The organism is Streptomyces sp. NPDC002795, from assembly GCF_042888725.1.
Taxonomy (GTDB): Bacteria; Actinomycetota; Actinomycetes; order Streptomycetales; family Streptomycetaceae; genus Streptomyces.
Map to the genome: position 1 here is coordinate 1 of NZ_JBIAQB010000005.1, position 18,615 is coordinate 18,615.

Below are 18,615 nucleotides of genomic sequence, written 5' to 3' on the forward strand. Positions count from 1 at the left end.
CCCGCGGAGCGGGTAATGCCCCGGCAAGCCGGGGCATAGAACGGCGCGGTGCGCAAGCGCACCACGGATTCCCGCGCAAGCGCGGGAATGAATTCCGCAAGCGGAATTCTAAAAGCGGCACTATTCGCGCAAGCGCGAATAGTGTGTGATCGCGCAAGCGCGATCACTAAGGGCTGGCTACAGACGGGGGTGCGTCACGGGTGGGCCTGTGTAGGGCTTGAAAACCCAAGCTAGTACCCCTGCAATGAAGATGACGTGCCGTCAGGTGTGAGGATGCCGGCCTCGTGCAGTGACGGGTTCCGCTGCGCTCCACCCGAACCCCTCCCCTGGCTCGTGTAGCACCATTACGGAGTTCCTAGAATGCTCGAGCAGCATACACCGTGACGCGTCCCTGCGCACAGTACTCGGCCATGTGCTACTCGACGATGCGTACCTTAATCCAAGGTAGGCGCATCACAGTGATGCACTGTGTAGAGTTTGGACTCAGACACCACACCCCGCGCTGCTCGTGCCGCTCGGGAAAATCTCTTTCAGCCTTCGCGTTGGTTTCGCGAAAAGGAGAGTCCGGGAAATGGCCGTCACCCTGCGAGACCATCAGATCGAAGCGGTTGCCGCCATCGTACGCGGCCTCGACATTCCGCCGGGAGGCATTCCCGCGGACGGCTTGCGCGGGCAGGTCCATGCGGCGTGCGGGACCGGAAAGACCATCATCGCCGCCGCGGCGGCCCGCCGGCTTGTGCCCAAGGGGCGCGTCCTGGTGCTCGTCCCGACGCTCGATCTCCTGGCCCAGACGATCAAGGCGTGGGCCTCCGTGGGGCACAAGGGGCCGGCGGTCGCGGTGTGCGGGCCGCTGGATGACCCGGAGTTGTGGGACCTGGGTGTGCGGGGCACCACGAACCCGGTGCAGCTGGCGCTGTGGCACGGCACGGGACCGGTCACCCTCTACGCGACGTACGCCTCGCTCGGTGTGCTGGCGGAGGCCTTCGAGGGCCTCTACGGACAGCAACTCGCCCCGCTCGACCTGGCTGTGGTCGACGAGGCGCACCGCACCTCGGGGTCGATGGGCAAGGCGTGGGCCGCGATCCACGATCAGACGGTGATCCCGGCGCGGCGTCGGCTGTACATGACGGCGACGCCGCGGGTCTGGCAGGAACGGCCGCCGAGCTGGGAGGTGGCGGAGGGGGTTCGGGATCCGCTCCCCGAGGAGATGGCGGCCTCCATGGACGATGAGACCGTTTTTGGGCCAGTGCTGTACAAGCTGTCGCTGGCTTCGGCCGTCTCCCGGGGGCTTTTGGCGCGATATCAGATCATCGTGCTGGAGTTGCGGGACCCTCAGGTCACCCCGGAGCGGTTGATGGGTGAGGACCGGTATGGCGAGGAGGTGCGCGGGCAGCGCCTCGGGGCCCTGCAGGCTGCGCTGTTGCACACGATGGCGCAGAACGGTTTGAACACCTGCATCACCTTCCATCACCGGAGGATCGAGGCCGAGGCGTACGCGAAGGGTCTGGGCAAGGTCGCAAGAAGGCTGCACGCGGACCAGCCGGAGATGTATCCGGCGAAGATCTGGGCCGACTGGCTGTGCGGGGACCATGTCCCCGAGGAACGACGGAGAGTTCTCGGCTCGTTCGGCACCACCGCGCAGCGGGCCGTGCTCTCCAATTGCAAGGTTCTGGGCGAGGGCGTCGACATCAGAAGCGTGGACTGCGTGGCTCTCCTGGATCCGAAGGGCGCGCCGCACGACATTGTCCAGGCGATCGGGCGCGCGTTGCGGCAGAAGCCCGGTGAGAAGAAGCTGGCGTCGCTGATCGTGCCGGTGTTCCTCTCGCCGGGTGAGCAGCCGGAGGACATGTTCACCTCCGGCTCGTACTGGCCGTTGGTCAAGGTATTGCAGGGGTTGCGGGCTCATGATGAAGAGGCCGTGGAACTGCTGGCCATTCCGCAGGAGCCACAGAAGGAGATCGTGGCCCCTTCAGTTCATATCGGTGACGAGGAAGAGGGGGATTTGGGGGAGGAAACCCGTCTGTTGCTGCGTTTTGCCGCTCCCCGGGACCCGGTGATGGTCGCGGAATGGGTTTCCTTCAACGTGATCGACACCGAACGCCAGGACTGGGCCCGCGGCTGGGTGAAGCTGAAGACGTACGTCGAGCGGGTCGGGAACGCCCGGGTGCCCTACGGGCACCGCGAGGGTGTGACACCGCTTGGGCAGTGGGTCGCGGAACAACGACGCGCCTACGCAGCCGGGCAGATGACCGGCCAGCGCGCCCAGCGTCTGGAGAAGCTCGGCATGGTGTGGAGCGTTGCTGATGGACGCTTTCAAGAGAACCTGGAGGCCGTGATGGCGTACTACGCGGACCACTGGACTCTCTGTGCTCCGAGGTCCGCCGTGGCCCTGGACAGGCCGGTAGGGCAGTGGTTGAGCAATCTCCGCCGCGCGGGCGCGTTGGACGGTCACCCGGAGTGGGAGACCGCGCTGAGGGAGATCGACGAGGATTGGAACCCGCCATGGCCTGCGGCGTGGCAGCGGCACTACGCCGCTCTGCGCGAGCTGGTCCGCGATGAGGAGGGCCAGGCCGAGGTGCTGCCCGGCGTCACGGTCCACGGCATGGACATCGGCAAGTGGCTGGCCCAGCAGCGCAAGCCGGAGGTCTGGCAGGCCCTGGCAGACGGGCAGCGTGAGCGTCTGGAGCGGCTCGGCATCGCGCCGGTGGTGCTTCGGCAGACCGCGCCTGCCAAGGCGCCCAGGGCCCCCTCTGGCGCCTTCGAGAAGGGCACTCTGGCACTGGCTCAGTACACGGCGCGCACGGGCTCTGTGACGGTACCCAGGGGCCACGTAGAGGCGGTTGTCGTCGACGGCCAGGAGCATGCGGTCAGGCTTGGGGTCTGGGTCATGAACCAGAAGAGCCGACGCGCCAAGCTCGGCGCCGGCCAGCTCGCAGCGCTCGAAGCGCTGGGGCTGGGGTGGGCACGGAAGGGTTAAGTGGTGGGATAAGTTTATGGTTAAGCCGCTTCGATTCCTGACATGAAGGTGCAAGTTAATGGCATCTGAGGAAGAGCTGTTCGCGAACGTCGACGCGTTGCTGGAGGAGGAGCCGCATCTCCCGCCTCCGGCGGAGCGCGCCCGGCTGCGTGAGGCCGCCGGCATAACGCAGGCTCGCCTCGCCACCGCGTTGAAGACGACGACCCAGTCGGTGAAGAACTGGGAGAACGGCCGCTCGGAGCCGAAGTCGCCGCGCCTGGACGCCTACCAGCGGCTGCTGAACGGGTGGGCGGCGAAGCATTCCGCACACGGTGCGGGCTCGGTTGCCGAGGCGACACCGGCGGTGGCGTCCAGTGAACCGGTCGCGTGTGAGGCGGAGTTGGCAGATGCCTCGCAGGTTGCCGCCGTTCCATCCGCCGGGCCTGCACGTCCCGCAGCTCGGCCAGTTGCGGCATCGCACCGTCCGGTCGCAGGGAAGGCAGCTCAGCCCGCAGCCGATCCGCGGTTCCCGCACGGTCCACTCGCCGTGCTCGATGGCGACGGCTCCGCGTATGGCGTCGACGGGATCGTCCTGGACTGCCCCGCCACCACGGTGGTGGAGTTGGTGGAATGGACGCTGCGCGAGTCCGGCCTGGGAGCGGCGAAGCTCAACCGCTACGGCAAGGACAGCGATCCGCTGGTCGTGCTCACCGCCGCGGCTGCGGTGAAGTTGGGGCTGCCCGAGCGCTTGGAGGGGTACGAGCAGCGCCGTTCGCTGCGGCTGCCCGAGGATCACCCGGTCGTGAAGCAGGTGGCGAAGGCGAAGTGGCAGCTCACGCAGCGTGGGTTCGGTCCGTGGGCGAGGATCTACCGTAAGGCGCAGGGGCGCGAGCGGCAGTGCGTGCAGTTGGCGGTTCTGTCGTGGGACGCGCTCGATGAGCGTGCCTGGCCTGGCGTTGCCGAGATGGAGCCGGCTGGTATCGCCCGTGTCCTGGGGGTGTATGCCCAGCGGGTCATCACCCCGCGCGGCTCCACGGCGGTCTCCGGGCTGGAGCTGATGACGGCGCTGCGCCCGCCGACGAAGCCGGAGCGCGATGAGGTGACTGGCAACTGGGTGTCTTCCTTCAACCCGGGCTCGCTGGGGACTCAGCCGATGGATCCGGCGCCGCCGGAGGCCACCCTGGAGCACCCGGTCGTCGCTCAGACCGGCTGGCGCGGTGGGTTCCTCAACGAGGAGGCGTATCAGTGGGTGCGGCCGGTGGATTCGCTCAGCGATGAGGAGTGCATGCTGCCCTTCGTGGTCGGCCTGGACCTGAACACGGCGTTCCTGGCGGCTGCGGCCCGTCTGGTCGTCGGCCTCAGTGCTCCGGACCACTTCCATGCCCCGGCGTTCAATCCGAAGATTCCTGGCTCGTGGCTGGTTGACCTGTCCCCTATCGAGCTGGATCCGCGGCTGCCCAGTCCGTTCACTGCGGATGGCTCCCGTCCGACGGGGCCGGCCTGGTACCAGACGCACACTGTCGCTTACGCCCAGGAGCTCGGATGCGACGTGGTTCCGGTCGAGGCCTTTCTGCGGCGCGAGAGGGGCGGGTACCTGGACCCGTGGCACGACCGGCTCAAGACTGCCTACGTCGACACTCTCGCCGACCTCGGTGTCACCAAGGACCTGTCCGATTCCGAGTTCTTGGCGGCGATGGAGCGGCACAAGCAGATCGACCCGGCGATGGCCGCGGTGCTCGCCGCGATCAAGGCGACCGTGAAGGGCGGTGTCGGCAAGCTGCGGGAGCGTCCGCAGGGCAAGCACTACCGGGAGGGTGGGCGGTGGCCGGCTTTGGAGCGGCCGACCTGGCGTCCCGACATTCGTGCCGCCGTGATCTCCAAGGCTCGGGTCAACATGCACCGCAAGCTGTTGAACATGTCGAGGATGACCGGGCTGTTCCCGCTCGCCGTGCTGTCCGATTGTGTCGTCTATCCGAGCCCCGGTGACAGCCCGCTCGACTTCTTGCCCTATGCGGCGTCCGGCAAGCCGCAGCCGGGCGGCTTCCGCCTCGGCTCCACCCCTGGCCTGGCGAAGCTGGAGGGCGTTCAGTCGATGCTGTGGGCGGTCGACCTGATGGAGCAGGGACTCAACCCGGCCCGCCATATCAAGGGCGGCGACGCCGTCCTCGAGGACGGGGAGTAGGCCGTGGGAGAGATCGACGACGCGATCGAGCGCGCCGAGAGGGAGGGCTTCACTCGTGAGCCGCCGAAGACGCTCAAGGGGCGGATCGGCTATCTGCTCAGGCAGTTGGGCAGCGCGAAGGCCGTCGCGCAGGAGATCGGGGTGACCGCCGATTCCGTCAACCGTTACCGCCGCGGCGCCCGCAAGCACGCCCGACCAGATGTCGCCGCGAAGATCGACGACGCGGTGCGGGCCCGCTGGCAGCCGCAGGTCCGCAGGCGTCGGCAGCAGCAGGCCGCGACTGCGACCGGGGTCACGGTGGAGACGAGGGCGCGGTTCGGGTATACCGCACCGGTCGGCACCACCGATGACGGACGCTTTAGGCGGCTGACCGTGCACCTCCCTGCGGCCTACGCGCAACGCCTCTTCGACGCCCGCAGCGCCGGTGCCAATGATCAGGAGATGCGGGGGATCATCGCCGAGGGATTCAAGGAGGCCTACTTTCAAGACGGCGGAGGCCGCGCTTTGGGGCTCTCCGATGTCACCCTCAACGACATCGACTACCTCGACCTCGACTACTGACGTGGCGTCGGCCGCAGGCCCTGGATCTGCTGGTGTGGGCCGAAGCACGGTAGTTGTCGCATAGGCAGTCCTGTTGTCGCCTGCGAGGTGCGGCGCCGGAAGGTCTCAACTCCTGACGGCCTCTGCGATCTGCTGGGCGGCCTGGGCGGGGGTGAGGTGCGTGGTGTCGATGACTTCGGCCTCGGCGTGCAGCCACATGTGGGCCGCTTCGGCGTAGGGCTCGAGGTAGTGGAGCCGGAACGGGGAGTCGGGGCCGAGGACGGTGTCGCCCGCGATGCGCGCGCGGAGGGTGTCCTGGTCGGCGTGGAGGACGAAGTGCCGGACCGGAATATTGTGCTGGGCAAGGCCCGAGCTGATCTCGCGCCAGTACCGCTCGACCAGGACGGTCATGGGCATCACCAGGGTTCCGCCGGTGTAGTCGAGGATGTGTCGGGCGGTCTCGACCACGAGTGGTCGCCATGGCGGCCAGTGCTGGAAGTTGTCCGTCGCGGGCAGTCCTGGCTTGATGTCCATGAGTGTTTCGCCGACTTTCTCGGCGTCGAACACCTGTGAGTCCGGGATCAGCTGCTGGAGGAGCACACTGGTCGTCGTTTTGCCTGCGCCATGTGTGCCGTTGAGCCATACGATCATGGACTTGACGCTAGCGCCGTGCGGGCCCCCAGGAACACTTTCTGCTGACAGTGGGGCTGCTGAACGAGGCCATGTGACAAGGCGGGTGCGTCGCCCGTGACAATCAGGATGCTTCGCGGAGCGCCCTCTCGCAGCTGATCCGATCTCTGTTGGTGACGTCTGTTGTGCTTCGGCTCATTGTGTGACTGACGCTTCAGAGGGCGAGGGCTGGCCCAAGGGTCTGCCATGGGAGGGTGTGCGGACTCTGCACTCGTCCCAGTGCCCGGTCGCGGCGCCCTGGGTGCCGCGTGCAGCCCAGCATCCGGCGGTTGCACCGGTGTTGCGGTTGCCGGCAGGTTCTCCTGCGCGGCAGGTCAGGCATGGCGTGGTGTGGAGTGGTGTGGAGTGCGTGATCATCGCCAGCAGCCTGGAGGCCGCATTGTCCGCGGTGCCCGGGGCTGGGTGCCGCATCCCCGGGCCGCATCCCCGGGCCGTACAGTACGGGTGGTGCTGTTCGGCGCGAAGAAGCTGCGGCTGTAGATGTCAGCCTGATCGATGTGCGGCTTTCGAGACCCTCTGGGGTGCTCGCGTCAGGTTCCGTGGCTTGAGGCTGCGCAGGACGTCCCTTTCGGGGAAAGTCCGGCGGTACGGCCTTTTCCCGTCCGGCACGGGCGGCGGGTGGCTCCGGGCTGGTGGTGGTCGTCGGCGACCGGGCGGCTGGTGGTGTACGGGTGCGGTGTCATGCGGACTCAGCTGATGCTGTTGGACCGGGGTCCGGTGGTGGTGGCGCTGGCCTGCCGGCCGGTGGAACTGGTGTGGTGTGAGCAAAGCAGGGCCGTCGGTCATGCGCCGCAGCTGATGGCCAGGCTTCAGGACGGCAGCGGCCTGTTGCTCGACTGCGCGGGACGCAGCGGGCCCTCTGCCCGGCTGGCGGCGCGGGCACGGGTTGTGGCGGATGCTGCCAGGGCGGCGGGCTGGTCCTGCCGGCTCGCGGGGTCGCCGGATCCGGTGCTGGTGGCCAACGTGCGGTGGCTGGCGGGTTACCGGCATCTCCGGTATGCCTCGGGGCCGTGGACGCCGGCTCTGGTGGAGGTGTTCGGCAGTCCGCGGCCGGCGGTGGAGGCGGTGTGTGAGCTGGGGGATCCGATTGCCGTGTGGCCCGCGGTCTTTCATGCGCTGTGGAGCGGTGTGCTGCGGGTGCGGCTGGACGAGCCTCTGCACGAGCGTGTTGTCGTCTCGGTCGCACGGCAGGAGGCCGAAGCGGCGTGAGGCGGGCGGTTGTCGAGGTCGGGGCGCGCCTTCGCTACGACGGACGGGTATGGACGCTCGCCGTGCTGGAAGGCGCCCGGGCCACGCTGGTGGCCGACGAGGGTGCCTCGGCGGTGGTGTTGCTGGCCTGCCTGTTCGCCGGTCCGTCCTTCGGGGTGGAAGGCGGGCCGGCGGCGGGCAGGGTGCCGCCGTTCGGGCTGCTGTTCGGGCTGCTGGAGGCACTGCCGGTGGAGGTGCGGGTGGAGGTGCGGGAGCGGGCTCTGGCGTGGCAGCGGCATGTGCGGGAGGTGGAGACCGGCTTTCCTGGGCGCGGTCGGGCGGGGCGCCCCGCGTGAGCAGTTCGATGCGGCGACGCGGAGCCTGGCGCAGCGGGAGCGGGCGGGGGCCGGGGAGTTGTCGGCGGCGGGCCGGGCGGCGAGTGCGGCGACGGTGCGCCGGATGCGGGCGCGCTACCGCAGCGAGGGCTGGTGGGGGCTGGTGGACGGCCGGGCAGTACGGGAGCGGTCGGCGGTGGGGTGGGCCGATGAGCGGGGGCGCGGCGCTCAGGAAGGTGCTGGGGGACGGCGGGAGCGGTCGACGGGCACGCTGGTGGGGCTGCGCCGCCGGGTGGGTGGCTGCTGGAGGAGGAGTACGGCGCCGGGGTGGTGGCCCTGCCGCCGGCGTCGACGTTGGGCCGGCTGGTGCACGCGGTGGCCGGCGGGCAGGGCCTTTGGGGGACGGCGGCCGAGCGGTCTGTCCGTGGCGATGTGAGCTCCGTGATCGCGAAGGATCTGCGGGCCGACGTCCGGTCGGTGCAGCGGTGGCGGCGGGCCCGGGCCGATGAGGGCCCGCGGGGCCCTGCACGCGACCGGAGCGGTCTTGGGGCCCTGTGGATCGCACCGCTCGCGTTCACCCGGGTCGGCTAACCAGGGAGACTGGCCGGGCGGATGGCCGGATCGTGGGCTCATGCCTCTGTGGACCAGGAAACGTCGCCGTCCCCCGCACCTCGAGCTCCCCGGCCTGCAGCACGTCTCGGTCCTTGAGCACGATCTTTCGGGTATCGAGCCCGAACCAGGAACACCCGCGGCGTGTGCCGCTGCTCTGGCCCGGCCCGTCGAACAGGACGTGTGCCCGCACGAGGACGTCATGGACCTCATGGACGTCACGCAGTTCGGCCAGACGCGTCCGGCCGGGATGTGCACGCACTGCGGCGCCGACGTGGTGGAGACCGGCGAAGGTCTCTGGGACCGCTCCTGACACGGGGAAATGCTGTCATCCCGTGTGCCGCAGGTGATCGCCGTCCGTGAAGAGCACCGCCGACGGCCAAGGGCAGAGCGCCTGCCGGCCGTCGGAGGCGACGGCCGGCACCCCGTGCCCGTACAGGCGCAGCGTCCACGCGCACGGTCCTCCAGACGCCAGACGCCACGCCAGTCGCCAGTCGCCAGTCGCCAGTCGCCAGTGCCTTGGCCCGCTGACGGCGACCGGGCCCCAGCAGTGCCAGCACCCCCAGCACCCGGGCCGCGGCCGGATCGTTCCAGCGGAAGAAAGGCGCCGGAGACAATCGTCAGGAGGAAGGCCGGCGCGGAGAAAGGGGGGCGAGCCGAGCCGCAGCAGACAGCGCCCGTACGCCAGGGGCCCCGGCGCGGCGGGCGGCAGGTACGGCGGTGACGTGCCGGCGCAGGATGCTCCGCCTGTGCCTCAGCGCTCCTGAGCTCATCCCTCCGCAAGAGGGCCGCGCACAACAACCCTCTATCGGAACCCGGTTGGGGCTTGCGGAACCCGGTTGGGGGGCGCGTGACGGCATGGCCTCACCCGGCGGGCGGGCGCTTGCAGAACCGGCCGTCAGACGCGGCCGCGACGCGAACGGCGGAGCCGAGCCGCTGCGTTCGAGAAGCTGCCACCAGTGGGACGGCCGGTCAGCCGCCCGCCGGCTCGGGGTGCGTCACCGGTTCTTTCCTGCCACCCGTTCCGCATGCACTGCGCCCGCGTTCTCACCGCCTAGGCGCTGGGCCGGCCTCCCGGTCCGGGCGCTTCGTCTGCGCCGTACAGGAGGAGGCGGGTGATGGCCGGCGCGATCTCCTCGAGCGGCAGGACGCGGTCCGCCCGCCCCGTACGGATCGCGGCCTTGGGCATGCCGTGGAAGTCGGCCGTCGCCGGGTCCTGCACCAAGGTGGTGCCACCGTGCGCCTTGACCACCTCCACCCCGCGGGCACCGTCGCCGTCCGCGCCGGTCAGCACGCACGCGATGACCCGGGGGCCGAATTCCCCGGCCGCCGACTCGAAGAGCGGATCGGCGGCCGGGCGCGCGGAGTTGACCCGGCCCTCGCGGGTGAGGGCGAGCCTGCCGCCCGCGCGTACACACAGATGACGGTCGGGCGGAGCGATGTACACCGTCCCCGCCCGGGGACGCTCCCCGTCCCCGGCGAGTCTGACCGCAAGCGGCGTCGAACGCGCCAGGATGGTCACGATGCGGGTCTCACGGGAGCGGTTCAGATGCTGGGCCACCAGCACCGGAACCGGAAGCGTGGAACGCAACCCGCCCAGAAGCGTTCCCAGGCCCTGCACGCCCCCGGCGGAGGAAGCGATCACCACCACCGCCCACGGGCACCGGTTCTCATCACGGGGGCTCTCCTGCACCCCAGGAGACTAACGCGGATGTTTTCCGCGGTCCCGCAAGAGGGCCGCCGGCCCTCGAACCTGGACCGTCTGCGCTCCCGGGGTCTTCCCCGGCCCGGTTGACGTCCGGCCTGCGGTCCCGCAGGAGGGCCGCCGGCCCTCGAACCTGGCCCGTCTGCACTCCCGGGGCCTTCCCCGGCCCGGTTGACGTCCGGCCTGTCGAAAGTGGTGAACAGCGCGTGGCATGCTGCTCGTCGGCTCGCGGGTGGCACCGGCCGGTGCCACCCGCGTCCACCCGTCCCCTCGATCAGTTCCTGCCTAGGTGAGCACCACAGATGAAAGAAAAAGTGAGATTCCCCAGCGTCGTCGGCCCCGAACTGGCCGGGGTGATCGACCTGCCGGAGGGCGAGGTCCGCGGCTGGGGGCTCTTCGCGCACGGCTTCACCCTCGGCAAGGACTCGCCGGCCGCCTCGCGTGTCTGCAAGCAGCTGGCCCAGGAGGGGATCGGCACGCTGCGTTTCGACAACCTCGGCATCGGCGACTCCGACGGCGACTGGGGCGACGGCTCCTTCACCGTCAAGGTCCAGGACACGATCCGCGCCGCGGCGTTCATGGCCGAGCGCGGCACCCCCGTCGACCTGCTGGTCGGCCACTCCTGGGGCGGCGCCGCCGCCCTCGCCGCCGCCGGCGAGATCCCCGGCCTGCGCGCGCTGGCCACGATCGCCGCGCCCGTCGACCCCAGCCACGTCGAGCGCCAGTACGACTCCGTGCTGGACCGCGTGCTCAGCGACGGAGCACACGAGTGGTTCGTCGGCGGGCGCACCCTCGTCCTCAAACGTGCCTTCGTCGAGGACGTCCGCAAGGCCCACCTGCGCGAGACGATCAGCGAACTGGACCTTCCGCTGCTCGTCGCGCACTCCCCCACCGACTCCACCGTCGGCATCGACAACGCCGCCGAAATCTTCCAGGAAGCCCGCCACCCGCGCAGCTTCATCTCCCTCGAAGGCGCCGACCATCTGCTGACCGCGCGGGGGCAGGCGCAGCGGGCCGCGCACATCATCAGCGCCTGGGCCGACCAGTACCTCGACGAACCACGCCCCTGAGTATCCAGTGGCTTCGCGCCGCCCCGTGAATGCCGCCAGGCGCTTCAGGGAACAACCTCAGCACCGGGCTCGATGAAGACGTTGGCGTCCTCACTCGGGACGGTTCGGCGCTGAGGTCAGGCCCGGGCCTTCTTGTACACGAGGCTCGGCGTGTCCAAGGCTTCCCGAGCACACAGGGTGAAGTGATCGATGTGCTTCTTGGTTCCTCCGAGGAGTTCGGTAGCCTCAACCACTCTGTTCCCGGAACTCGTGCCGTGCGCTGCCGAGAGCAGGTAGAGACCGACTGCGGCGTCGATGTCATCGGCCGCCCTCGTCAGCCTTTTGGCAGCGCTGGCCACGGCTTCGGGCCCCTCAATGGCGACTGCGGGCAGCGACCGGTGCAGAGCGTCCAACAACTCTTTTGCGCGCTCATCCGTCGTTCGCGCCGTCTGCATGGAAACGGCGGCTGACGCAGTCGCAGCTCCTTCCAGGTAGGCCACAGCCGCAGAGAGGAACACCCCGTACACCTGCCTGCGGCCTTCAAGTCGCCACTGCGTGTGCTGAGCGGACATCTGAAGACGCCCGGTGAGCCAAGCCGCACCGAGCACGCCGCCAGCGCCGAGGGCTCCGCCGATGGCGGTGCCGAGCAGCGCGGCGAGTCCTGCGTCCATGCCGTGGATTCTCCCGTCGAACAGCTGTGAACGGGCAGGTTTCTCATGAGCCAGCTGATGCCGCACTCGACGGTCCAGCGACAGGTACGGCCGTGAACCCGTCGGTACCGGACGGGTGTGAGAGGGGTATACGTCGGTGTCGAGGCGGGCGGCTCGAGCCATGGGCGACACAAGTCCACGGGTGATGCTGCGTCCCGCCTCTCACGGGACGCAAGTGTGACGTGTTCAGAGACGGGAGAGGAGCTCGGCCTTCTTCGCCTCGACGTCATCGGCCGTCAGGATGCCCGAGTCACGGAGCTCACCGAGTTGGCGCAGCGGTCCCATGACCGCCTGGGGGGGGCTTGGTCGGCGGCAGGCTGTGCCGGGGGTATGGGCACGCCGGGCGTCGGGGCCGGCATGGTGGCGCTGCCGGGAGTGACGTCGAACCTGTGGGTATTGAGCTGCTGTTGTTCGGCCTTGCGGTGCTGGTGGACCACTCCGCGCATCTGGTGCACGGCGCGGTTGACGGAGTCCCGTGCGGCAATCGGTTCGGGGATCGAGTCGAGTACCGCAGTTTCCCGTAGGCCGAAAGTCTCGGACCACGTGGACCAGGACGTTGCCGGCCTTGCGGCTCTTTTGGATCAAGGATGGGCTGACGTCCACGTCGTGCACGTTGATGAGGGGGACCTGTTCTTGCTTTGTACCGGTGACTCCGCCGGTCTCGAAGTAGAGGTAGTGCGTGGTGAGCTTGTACTTCAGCGCGACGCGGCCACTCGTTGCCACCGCGGTGGCGTTCTGGCTTTGACTTCCCACAGTGTGTGTGCGTCGCCGGAGTGGACGGCTGCGTTGTTCCAGGTGGAGTTGCTCATAGCGGTGCCTTGATCTGGTGGGGCGCCTCAAAGTGGGTGGCTTGAGTGCGAGGAGACAGGGTGAAGGACCGGGTAGGGCGCCGCTCGTCCCGGATCCGGTGTGGGCGCAACGCGGCGGCGTGCCGCCCTGGGGCGATCGGTGCGCTGTTCTCGGCGGCGGCGCACACTGGGCGCAGCGCGGGGCCGTCATCGATTCACGCAGTCGACCAGGGTCCGAAGCCGTGCAGGTGTGCGGCTGCCTGGTCTGCTTCTCTCCTGGCCGGACGTGTCAGGTCCTCTGCTCCTGGGGCAGAGGACCTGATGGCGGCAGTCGTGCGTCAGAGGGAGGCGTAGCGGTCGACGCTGATGACCTTTGCCGTGACGTCGGCGGGGACTTCTTTGAGGCCCTGGCCGTCTGCGTTGACGACCTGGCCGGGAGCGACCTTGGTCTCCAGGACGGCTGCTGTGTCGACGCGCTGGCCGCCTGCGTCGAGGAACTCGATCTCGACGGTGTAGTCGGAGGTGTCGGAGCTGTGGTTGGTGATCGTTACCGGCACGGATGCCCAGCTGACTTCGTCGACGGTGACGTCGCCGAGCGTGATGTCGTCCTTCGGAGCGTTCTTCTGGTTGGTCGACGAGGTCAGCGGGCTGTCGTCGCTCTTCTTGCCGGCCGATGAGTTCGAGCTGGCCGCGCTGTCCTTCTTGCCCTCCGCCTCGGCGTCTCCTCCGCCGCTGACCACGGCCGACATGATGCCGACCGCGGCCAGTGTTCCGACTCCGCCGAGAACGACCTTCTTACCCATGCCCATCGGGCTGCTCCTTCGTGAAAGAGCCAGCAGGGGCGCCGCCCTCCGGAGGAGCGGCATCAGCCCTGCCGGCACCCCCATACTCATTCATGTATATGCCATCTATTAGGGGTGGACGTCCCGGCTTGCCGGGACGTTGGTCTCCACTGGCGTGTCGGCCCCGGGACGACCTTCGTGGTCTGCCCTCGCCCAGTCCCCTGCCGCCCGATGGGCTCGCTCTTCGCCGGCGCTACGGACCGAAGACGCACGTCTCCTCCCCCATCACCGGCGGCGCGTCGGATCACGCGCAGGCCCTGCGGGCGGTGGCCAGGTCCGCTCGGCTCGTACGGGCTCCAGCCGTGCAAGTACGGGCGCAGCTCCTGGGGTGCAACCGCCGGCGGTTCCGGGAGTTCCGGGCCCTGGGTGACGGGGCCGATGCGGTCGGCGTGGGCACGGGCCCAGGCGACCCAGGCGCGGCCCGGTTCCGTCGTGTCGGCGGTGGTGTCCTGATGGGTGTTCCAGGGCGTCGCAGTATGCGCGGACCGTGTCCCTGTCATGGTGCAAGGGATCAACTGGCGGGCCTGCCCGGGGTGCTGGTGAGCGCCGGGGCGCTTTCGGGGAGTTCGCGGTAGATCTCGTCCCTGCCGCCCCCGGGGAGACAGCGGCGCGGAAAGGCGATCCACTCGTCATGCACCTCGAAGAGCACGGCAGTGACCAGCCGCAGCAGCGGCGGCGTCGCTGGGGAAGACCTGGACGACATCGGTGCGGCGCTTGAACTCCCGGTCGACCCGCTCAAGAGGGTCCGTCGACTGAATCTTCTTCCAGCGTCTTTCCGGGAATCCGGCGAAGGCGGCCAAGTCGTCCTTGGCCTCCAGCAGCATCCCCTGCCCCTCGGGAACTGGCCGCCGAGCCTGTCGGCGACCGTGTCGACCTGCGCCCTGACCGCGCTCTGGCCGGTCTGGGCGAAGACCGTGCGGATCGTCGCGGCGACCTTCCCCAAGCTCTCAACTCCGTTCGAGCAGGGCAGACCCCACTACCAGCATCCCTCGGGAGCACCTGGAAGACGTTGCGCAGAAAGTGGACCCGACATCCTTGGCAGGCAGCGCCGATCATCACCTTGCGGATCGCGGCGACCAGACCACCGTGGTGACCGGCAAGGACCAGACGGACCCCGCCAAGGGCCGCGTTCACGCAGGTGCCGCAGGAATTCCCTCCAGAACATCTCGGCCTCCCGGCCGCCGTCCTCGGTGATGCCGGCGGCGATCACCACGGCCCGGGAGGCGATCTGGTGCTCGACCCGCGCCTTGCAGTAGGCCGCATCCAGGTAGATGCAGGGGAAGCGGGTGTGGTCCAGCGGGCGGGTGCGAAACGCGGCCAGCGGCTCGTCCAGAGCGCCGCAGATCCGCGCGACCTCGCTCTTGGAGATCCCGGTGTCCGCCCCCAGGGCCACCAGACCGCCAGGCCCTCAAGCCGCCAAGCCGTCAGGCCAAGCGCGGCCCCCGCAAGCCGATCAACCGGCCACCGACGGACCCGCCGCACACAGAAAAAGAGACCATCACGGCTCGATAAGTCCGGCCCGGATCGCATACCGAGTCAACTCCAGACGATCGTGCAGACCAAGCTTGCCCAGCAGGTTCGCCCGATGACGGTGCACCGTCTTCACACTGATGAACAAAAGCCCGGCGATCGCCTTCGAGGAATACCCCTCCGCAACCAGCTTCAGAACCTCCTCCTCACGCCGCGTCAAAAAATCACCCGCAACCTCCTCACCACGCCGCACCCCCTCCAGATAACGACGAACAAGCGCCGCCACCGCCCCCGGATACAAAAACGGCTCATCACACACCGCCCCCCGACACGCCGCCACCAAATCCCGATCAGCCACCGACTTCAAAACATACCCACACGCACCCGAACGCAACGCCTGGAACAGATACTGCTCGTTGTCGTGCATCGTCAGCATCAAAATACGCAAACCAGGTTTCAGCGCGGCCAGTTCACGGGCCGCCTGCAGACCGGTCAGACGCGGCATCGAAATGTCCAGGACCGCGAGGTCCACCTCGTGGGCCCGCGCCATGTCAATGGCCTCTGCCCCGTCCCCCGCCTCCGCCACCACCTCGAGGTCCGGCTCCTGGTCCAGGATCAGGCGCACTCCCCGGCGCACCAGCGCGTGGTCATCGGCCAGCAGGATACGAATCACCGGCCCAGAAGACGACGGCCCGGAGGACACCGACGACGGAGACGGCGAAGCGGGGGACGACGAGGGCGGAACGGGCACGGCGGGGCGGGACGGGTCGGGCATGGTCAGAGCTGCTTCCTGGAAAGAGGGGCGGTGAGCCGGACACGGGTGCCGCCACCGGACGTTGACGTTATATCGAGTGCGGCCCCGATCAGCAGGGCCCGCTCACGCATGCCGCGCATACCGGCACCCTCACACACCGCATCGATGCCGCGGCCGTCATCGGTGATGCTGAGCGTGACCACCCCTCCGGCACCCTCCAGCGCCACCTCGAGACGCTCCGCGTCCGCGTGGCGGGCCGCATTGGTCAGACTCTCCTGCGCAACCCGGTACAGCACCAGCTCCATCTCCCGGTCCAGAGCCGGCAGACCGGCATCGAAGCGGCGCACCACCCGCAGACCCGTATGCGTCGCGAAATCATTCGTCAGCGAGGACAGCGCGCTGACCAGACCAAGGTCATCCAGGACACCCGGGCGCAGCCGCCGCACCAGGCGCCGCACCTCGTCCAGACTCCCCCGCGTGATCTCCTGCGCCTGATGCAACTCCTCACGCAACACCCCGTCCGCATCACCCGCGGCCCGCCCCAGAACCAGCAGCACCGCGGTCATGCTCTGCCCGACTTCGTCATGCAGCTCCTGGGCGATCCGGCGCCGCTCCGCCTCCTGGGCGAGCAGGGCGCGGGCGCTGCTCGTGGCCCGCTCGTGTTCCAGGCGGTCCAGCATCGCGTTGAAGGCGCGGATCAGTTCGGAGACCTCAACGCCCCCGGACACCGGCAGGCGCTGGCCGGGGCGCAGCAGATCGACGGTGGTCATCAGGGTGGTCAGGCGGGCCAGCGGGGCCATTCCCCAGCGCAGCAGCGCGCCGTTGGTGACGAGCATGACACCCATGCCGACCACCAGGACGACGGCCTCGGTGAGCAGGATGGGTACGGAGACGGTCACCGGGGCCCACAGCAACAGGGCCGTGGCCAGGCCCAGTACCACCGTGTTGAGTCCGAAGATCCGCCAGAACAGGGACACCGGGGGACGCCTCCTTCAGCGACGTGTCGACCAAGTACAGCTCTACTGTCGGTCATCGCGCGCCCTTGGTGGGAACTGCAGCCCTGGTGAGCGACCGAGTACCCGGCCAGCCTGCCTCATCCGGGCCGGCACTTCGATGGGGTCCGGCCCCCACATTCCGGGGGACGGCCTACCCATACGTCCCCGCACACACCACTCTGGTCCCGCCGTGAGGCCGACCACTCCGCCCACGGCCGGGATGGAGCCCGTGCCCCACCGAAATGGGGCCCACGCCCGATGGGATTGTCTCCGCGTCCCGACCAAGGTGGAGGGCAACCGACCGGCCCGGCGACAGCCCGGCACCCGGCGCGCCCATCCAGTACGTCGATTCAGCACGCCGATTCAGTACACCCATTCAGTACGTCGATCCAGTACGCCCATGCAGTACGTACCCGGACAAAAGGGGCCACCGCCATGTCACTCGACGCCTCCCGCACCCCACCCCGCCCAGAGCTCCCCGAGCACCCCGCCGCCCACGAGACACGCAGTCGACTCGAACACGCCCGCCTCACCAGCCTCACCCAACTGCACACCCTCACCCACGACAGCCACCCGGACGAACAACTGCTGCCCGCGCACAAGACCGCGATCGAGCAGACCCTCCAGGAAATCGACGCCGCCTTCGCCCGCATCGAGGACGGCACCTACGGCACCTGCCAGAACTGCCACACCCCCGTCCCCGAAGAACGTCTCGAGATCCTCCCCTACACGCGGTACTGCGTCAGCTGCCGACGACACACCACCACCACCTGACCCTGCCCCAAGGGGTGAAGTCGTGAACCACCGAGCCATCAGTGTCGACTCCCACACACACCTGTCTCCCCAGGACCTCGCAGCCCTCCGAAACAACCTCCACGAACAGCAACGCTTCCGCCAGGACCAGCTACGCCAACTCGCCGCAGCCGCAGCCGCATCGTGCCCCGGCCGGCCGTCCCAGCAGCACACCCCCGCACACACCCAGATCCACGACACCCTCACGGCCTGCGCGCACATGGTCCTCACCGACGTCGAAGCAGCCCTCGACCGCATCATCCAGGGCTCCTACGGCCACTGCCACCTCTGCCACCGCACGATCGACCGCGAGCGCCTGATGATCGTGCCGCAGGCCCGCTACTGCACCCGCTGCCAGCACACCCCGGAGACCGGTCGGTGACGCAGCCCCGACACCCCCACCGCCACCCCCGAATGTGGCGGTGGCGGCGCAACCCGTTGCGGCGGCCCAGCGACCGGTTGCAGGCATGGGTCACACTCGTCCTCGCAATCGCCGTGCTGACCACCGCGCCCGCCGCCATGTTCGCGGCCGGTGACAGTGCCCACCGGCATTACCGCAGCACCGCCGAGCACGAAGTGCGTACCCGTACCCAGCACCCCGCCACCCTCACCCACAACACCCCTCGCCACCCCGAACCGGGATCGGACGAAGCGAAGGAGGCCCGCTACCCGGCCCCCGTCCGCTACACCGACCGGCACGGCCACACACGGACCGGGAAGACCGCGGTCGAACCAGGGCTGCCGGCCGGCCGCACCGTACTGGTCTGGACCGACACCGAGGGCAGACTCACCCGGCCCCCTCTGACCACGGAACAGATCCGCAACCACACCATGGGCTGGGCGCTCCTCGCCTTCCTCGCCGTCCCCCTCACCGGCCTCGCGGTCCACGCCGCCACCAGCCGGCTCATGGACCGCCACCATCTCGCCCGATGGGACACGGCCTGGGCGCGCACCGCACCCCACTGGAACACGCACCTCTAGCCGCCAGGGGAACTGCCACTGTCTCGACG

Annotated in this window: 20 protein-coding genes; 10 read left to right on the forward strand and 10 right to left on the reverse strand. The window is 69.0% G+C overall.

The features are described 5' to 3' along the window. Positions 1 to 571 precede the first annotated feature (571 nt). From ACFYWS_RS15970 to tpg, 3 genes are read left to right on the forward strand one after another with little or no spacing between them, the layout of a single operon-like run. The gene (locus ACFYWS_RS15970; RefSeq protein WP_389275747.1) at positions 572 to 2,977 is read left to right on the forward strand and encodes a Helicase associated domain protein; all 2,406 of its coding nucleotides are present in this window, start codon (positions 572 to 574) and stop codon (positions 2,975 to 2,977) included. A gap of 58 nt (positions 2,978 to 3,035) precedes the next feature. Then, positions 3,036 to 5,138 (forward strand): telomere-associated protein Tap, encoded by a 2,103-nt coding sequence (tap, locus tag ACFYWS_RS15975; RefSeq protein WP_389275750.1) that lies wholly within the window; start codon positions 3,036 to 3,038, stop codon positions 5,136 to 5,138. Between the two features lie 3 nt (positions 5,139 to 5,141). Continuing rightward, positions 5,142 to 5,699, forward strand: coding sequence for a telomere-protecting terminal protein Tpg (gene tpg / locus ACFYWS_RS15980; RefSeq protein ID WP_389275753.1), 558 nt, complete (start codon positions 5,142 to 5,144; stop codon positions 5,697 to 5,699). 105 nt (positions 5,700 to 5,804) lie between these two features. Here tpg and ACFYWS_RS15985 read toward each other — a convergent pair whose 3' ends face one another. Continuing rightward, complete coding sequence (locus tag ACFYWS_RS15985; protein WP_389275756.1) at positions 5,805 to 6,329, reverse strand: ATP-binding protein; 525 nt, start codon at positions 6,327 to 6,329, stop codon at positions 5,805 to 5,807. Positions 6,330 to 6,863: 534 nt separating this feature from the next. On the opposite strand from ACFYWS_RS15985, the gene ACFYWS_RS15990 reads away from it, so the two are divergent. From ACFYWS_RS15990 to ACFYWS_RS16000, 3 genes are all read left to right on the forward strand, one after another. Beyond that, positions 6,864 to 7,577, forward strand: a complete 714-nt coding sequence (locus ACFYWS_RS15990; RefSeq protein WP_389275759.1) for a TnsA-like heteromeric transposase endonuclease subunit — start codon at positions 6,864 to 6,866, stop codon at positions 7,575 to 7,577. Beyond that, positions 7,574 to 7,912 (forward strand): hypothetical protein, encoded by a 339-nt coding sequence (locus tag ACFYWS_RS15995; protein ID WP_389275762.1) that lies wholly within the window; start codon positions 7,574 to 7,576, stop codon positions 7,910 to 7,912. Before ACFYWS_RS15990 ends, ACFYWS_RS15995 begins: the two co-directional genes overlap by 4 nt. A 610-nt stretch (positions 7,913 to 8,522) precedes the next feature. Continuing rightward, the gene (locus ACFYWS_RS16000) at positions 8,523 to 8,813 is read left to right on the forward strand and encodes a hypothetical protein (protein ID WP_389275765.1); all 291 of its coding nucleotides are present in this window, start codon (positions 8,523 to 8,525) and stop codon (positions 8,811 to 8,813) included. A 741-nt stretch (positions 8,814 to 9,554) separates the two neighbouring features. Here the strand turns inward: ACFYWS_RS16000 and ACFYWS_RS16005 are convergent. Then, positions 9,555 to 10,193, reverse strand: a complete 639-nt coding sequence (locus tag ACFYWS_RS16005) for a chemotaxis protein CheB (protein WP_389275768.1) — start codon at positions 10,191 to 10,193, stop codon at positions 9,555 to 9,557. A gap of 326 nt (positions 10,194 to 10,519) precedes the next feature. Between ACFYWS_RS16005 and ACFYWS_RS16010 the strand changes: the two genes are divergently transcribed. Further along, positions 10,520 to 11,275: an alpha/beta hydrolase family protein gene (locus ACFYWS_RS16010; protein ID WP_389275771.1), complete on the forward strand. Its 756-nt coding sequence runs from the start codon at positions 10,520 to 10,522 to the stop codon at positions 11,273 to 11,275. 116 nt (positions 11,276 to 11,391) lie between these two features. Here the strand turns inward: ACFYWS_RS16010 and ACFYWS_RS16015 are convergent, their stop codons facing one another. The 8 genes from ACFYWS_RS16015 to ACFYWS_RS16050 all read right to left on the reverse strand — a co-directional run bounded on the left by ACFYWS_RS16015 (position 11,392) and on the right by ACFYWS_RS16050 (position 16,795). After that, entirely contained in the window at positions 11,392 to 11,925 is a 534-nt protein-coding gene (locus ACFYWS_RS16015; RefSeq protein WP_389275774.1) for a hypothetical protein, read from the reverse strand. Positions 11,926 to 12,150: 225 nt separating this feature from the next. After that, positions 12,151 to 12,249, reverse strand: a complete 99-nt coding sequence (locus ACFYWS_RS16020) for an SHOCT domain-containing protein (protein WP_389275777.1) — start codon at positions 12,247 to 12,249, stop codon at positions 12,151 to 12,153. 841 nt (positions 12,250 to 13,090) lie between these two features. Beyond that, positions 13,091 to 13,561: an FxLYD domain-containing protein gene (locus ACFYWS_RS16025; RefSeq protein ID WP_389275780.1), complete on the reverse strand. Its 471-nt coding sequence runs from the start codon at positions 13,559 to 13,561 to the stop codon at positions 13,091 to 13,093. Positions 13,562 to 14,223: 662 nt separating this feature from the next. Further along, positions 14,224 to 14,418 carry a transposase gene (locus tag ACFYWS_RS16030; RefSeq protein WP_389275783.1) on the reverse strand — a complete coding sequence of 65 codons (195 nt, stop codon included), beginning with the start codon at positions 14,416 to 14,418 and terminating at the stop codon, positions 14,224 to 14,226. Continuing rightward, positions 14,330 to 14,674, reverse strand: a complete 345-nt coding sequence (locus tag ACFYWS_RS16035) for a transposase (protein WP_389277334.1) — start codon at positions 14,672 to 14,674, stop codon at positions 14,330 to 14,332. The genes ACFYWS_RS16030 and ACFYWS_RS16035 overlap by 89 nt, the downstream gene beginning before the upstream one ends. Then, positions 14,571 to 14,987, reverse strand: a complete 417-nt coding sequence (locus ACFYWS_RS16040; RefSeq protein WP_389275786.1) for a transposase — start codon at positions 14,985 to 14,987, stop codon at positions 14,571 to 14,573. The genes ACFYWS_RS16035 and ACFYWS_RS16040 overlap by 104 nt, the downstream gene beginning before the upstream one ends. Positions 14,988 to 15,092: 105 nt before the next feature. Continuing rightward, entirely contained in the window at positions 15,093 to 15,839 is a 747-nt protein-coding gene (locus tag ACFYWS_RS16045; RefSeq protein ID WP_389275789.1) for a response regulator, read from the reverse strand. A 2-nt stretch (positions 15,840 to 15,841) separates the two neighbouring features. Then, on the reverse strand, positions 15,842 to 16,795 hold the full coding sequence (locus tag ACFYWS_RS16050) for a histidine kinase (RefSeq protein ID WP_389275792.1): 954 nt from the start codon (positions 16,793 to 16,795) through the stop codon (positions 15,842 to 15,844). 453 nt (positions 16,796 to 17,248) lie between these two features. On the opposite strand from ACFYWS_RS16050, the gene ACFYWS_RS16055 reads away from it, so the two are divergent. From ACFYWS_RS16055 to ACFYWS_RS16065, 3 genes are read left to right on the forward strand one after another with little or no spacing between them, the layout of a single operon-like run. Beyond that, entirely contained in the window at positions 17,249 to 17,587 is a 339-nt protein-coding gene (locus tag ACFYWS_RS16055) for a TraR/DksA family transcriptional regulator (protein WP_389275795.1), read from the forward strand. Between the two features lie 22 nt (positions 17,588 to 17,609). Next, positions 17,610 to 17,987 (forward strand): TraR/DksA family transcriptional regulator, encoded by a 378-nt coding sequence (locus tag ACFYWS_RS16060; protein WP_389275799.1) that lies wholly within the window; start codon positions 17,610 to 17,612, stop codon positions 17,985 to 17,987. Continuing rightward, positions 17,984 to 18,586, forward strand: coding sequence for a hypothetical protein (locus tag ACFYWS_RS16065; protein WP_389275802.1), 603 nt, complete (start codon positions 17,984 to 17,986; stop codon positions 18,584 to 18,586). Before ACFYWS_RS16060 ends, ACFYWS_RS16065 begins: the two co-directional genes overlap by 4 nt. Positions 18,587 to 18,615: the final 29 nt, after the last annotated feature.

What these genes read in the sequence shown, in the direction of transcription:
- ACFYWS_RS15970 (WP_389275747.1), top strand. Translation starts at nt 572, where the DNA reads ATGGCCGTCACCCTGCGAGACCATCAGATCGAAGCGGTTGCCGCCATC.
- tap (WP_389275750.1), top strand. Translation starts at nt 3,036, where the DNA reads ATGGCATCTGAGGAAGAGCTGTTCGCGAACGTCGACGCGTTGCTGGAG.
- ACFYWS_RS15985 (WP_389275756.1), bottom strand. Translation starts at nt 6,329, where the DNA reads ATGATCGTATGGCTCAACGGCACACATGGCGCAGGCAAAACGACGACC.
- ACFYWS_RS15990 (WP_389275759.1), top strand. Translation starts at nt 6,864, where the DNA reads ATGTGCGGCTTTCGAGACCCTCTGGGGTGCTCGCGTCAGGTTCCGTGG.
- ACFYWS_RS16000 (WP_389275765.1), top strand. Translation starts at nt 8,523, where the DNA reads ATGCCTCTGTGGACCAGGAAACGTCGCCGTCCCCCGCACCTCGAGCTC.
- ACFYWS_RS16015 (WP_389275774.1), bottom strand. Translation starts at nt 11,925, where the DNA reads ATGGACGCAGGACTCGCCGCGCTGCTCGGCACCGCCATCGGCGGAGCC.
- ACFYWS_RS16020 (WP_389275777.1), bottom strand. Translation starts at nt 12,249, where the DNA reads ATGGGACCGCTGCGCCAACTCGGTGAGCTCCGTGACTCGGGCATCCTG.
- ACFYWS_RS16025 (WP_389275780.1), bottom strand. Translation starts at nt 13,561, where the DNA reads ATGGGCATGGGTAAGAAGGTCGTTCTCGGCGGAGTCGGAACACTGGCC.
- ACFYWS_RS16030 (WP_389275783.1), bottom strand. Translation starts at nt 14,418, where the DNA reads ATGCTGCTGGAGGCCAAGGACGACTTGGCCGCCTTCGCCGGATTCCCG.
- ACFYWS_RS16045 (WP_389275789.1), bottom strand. Translation starts at nt 15,839, where the DNA reads ATGCCCGACCCGTCCCGCCCCGCCGTGCCCGTTCCGCCCTCGTCGTCC.
- ACFYWS_RS16055 (WP_389275795.1), top strand. Translation starts at nt 17,249, where the DNA reads ATGTCACTCGACGCCTCCCGCACCCCACCCCGCCCAGAGCTCCCCGAG.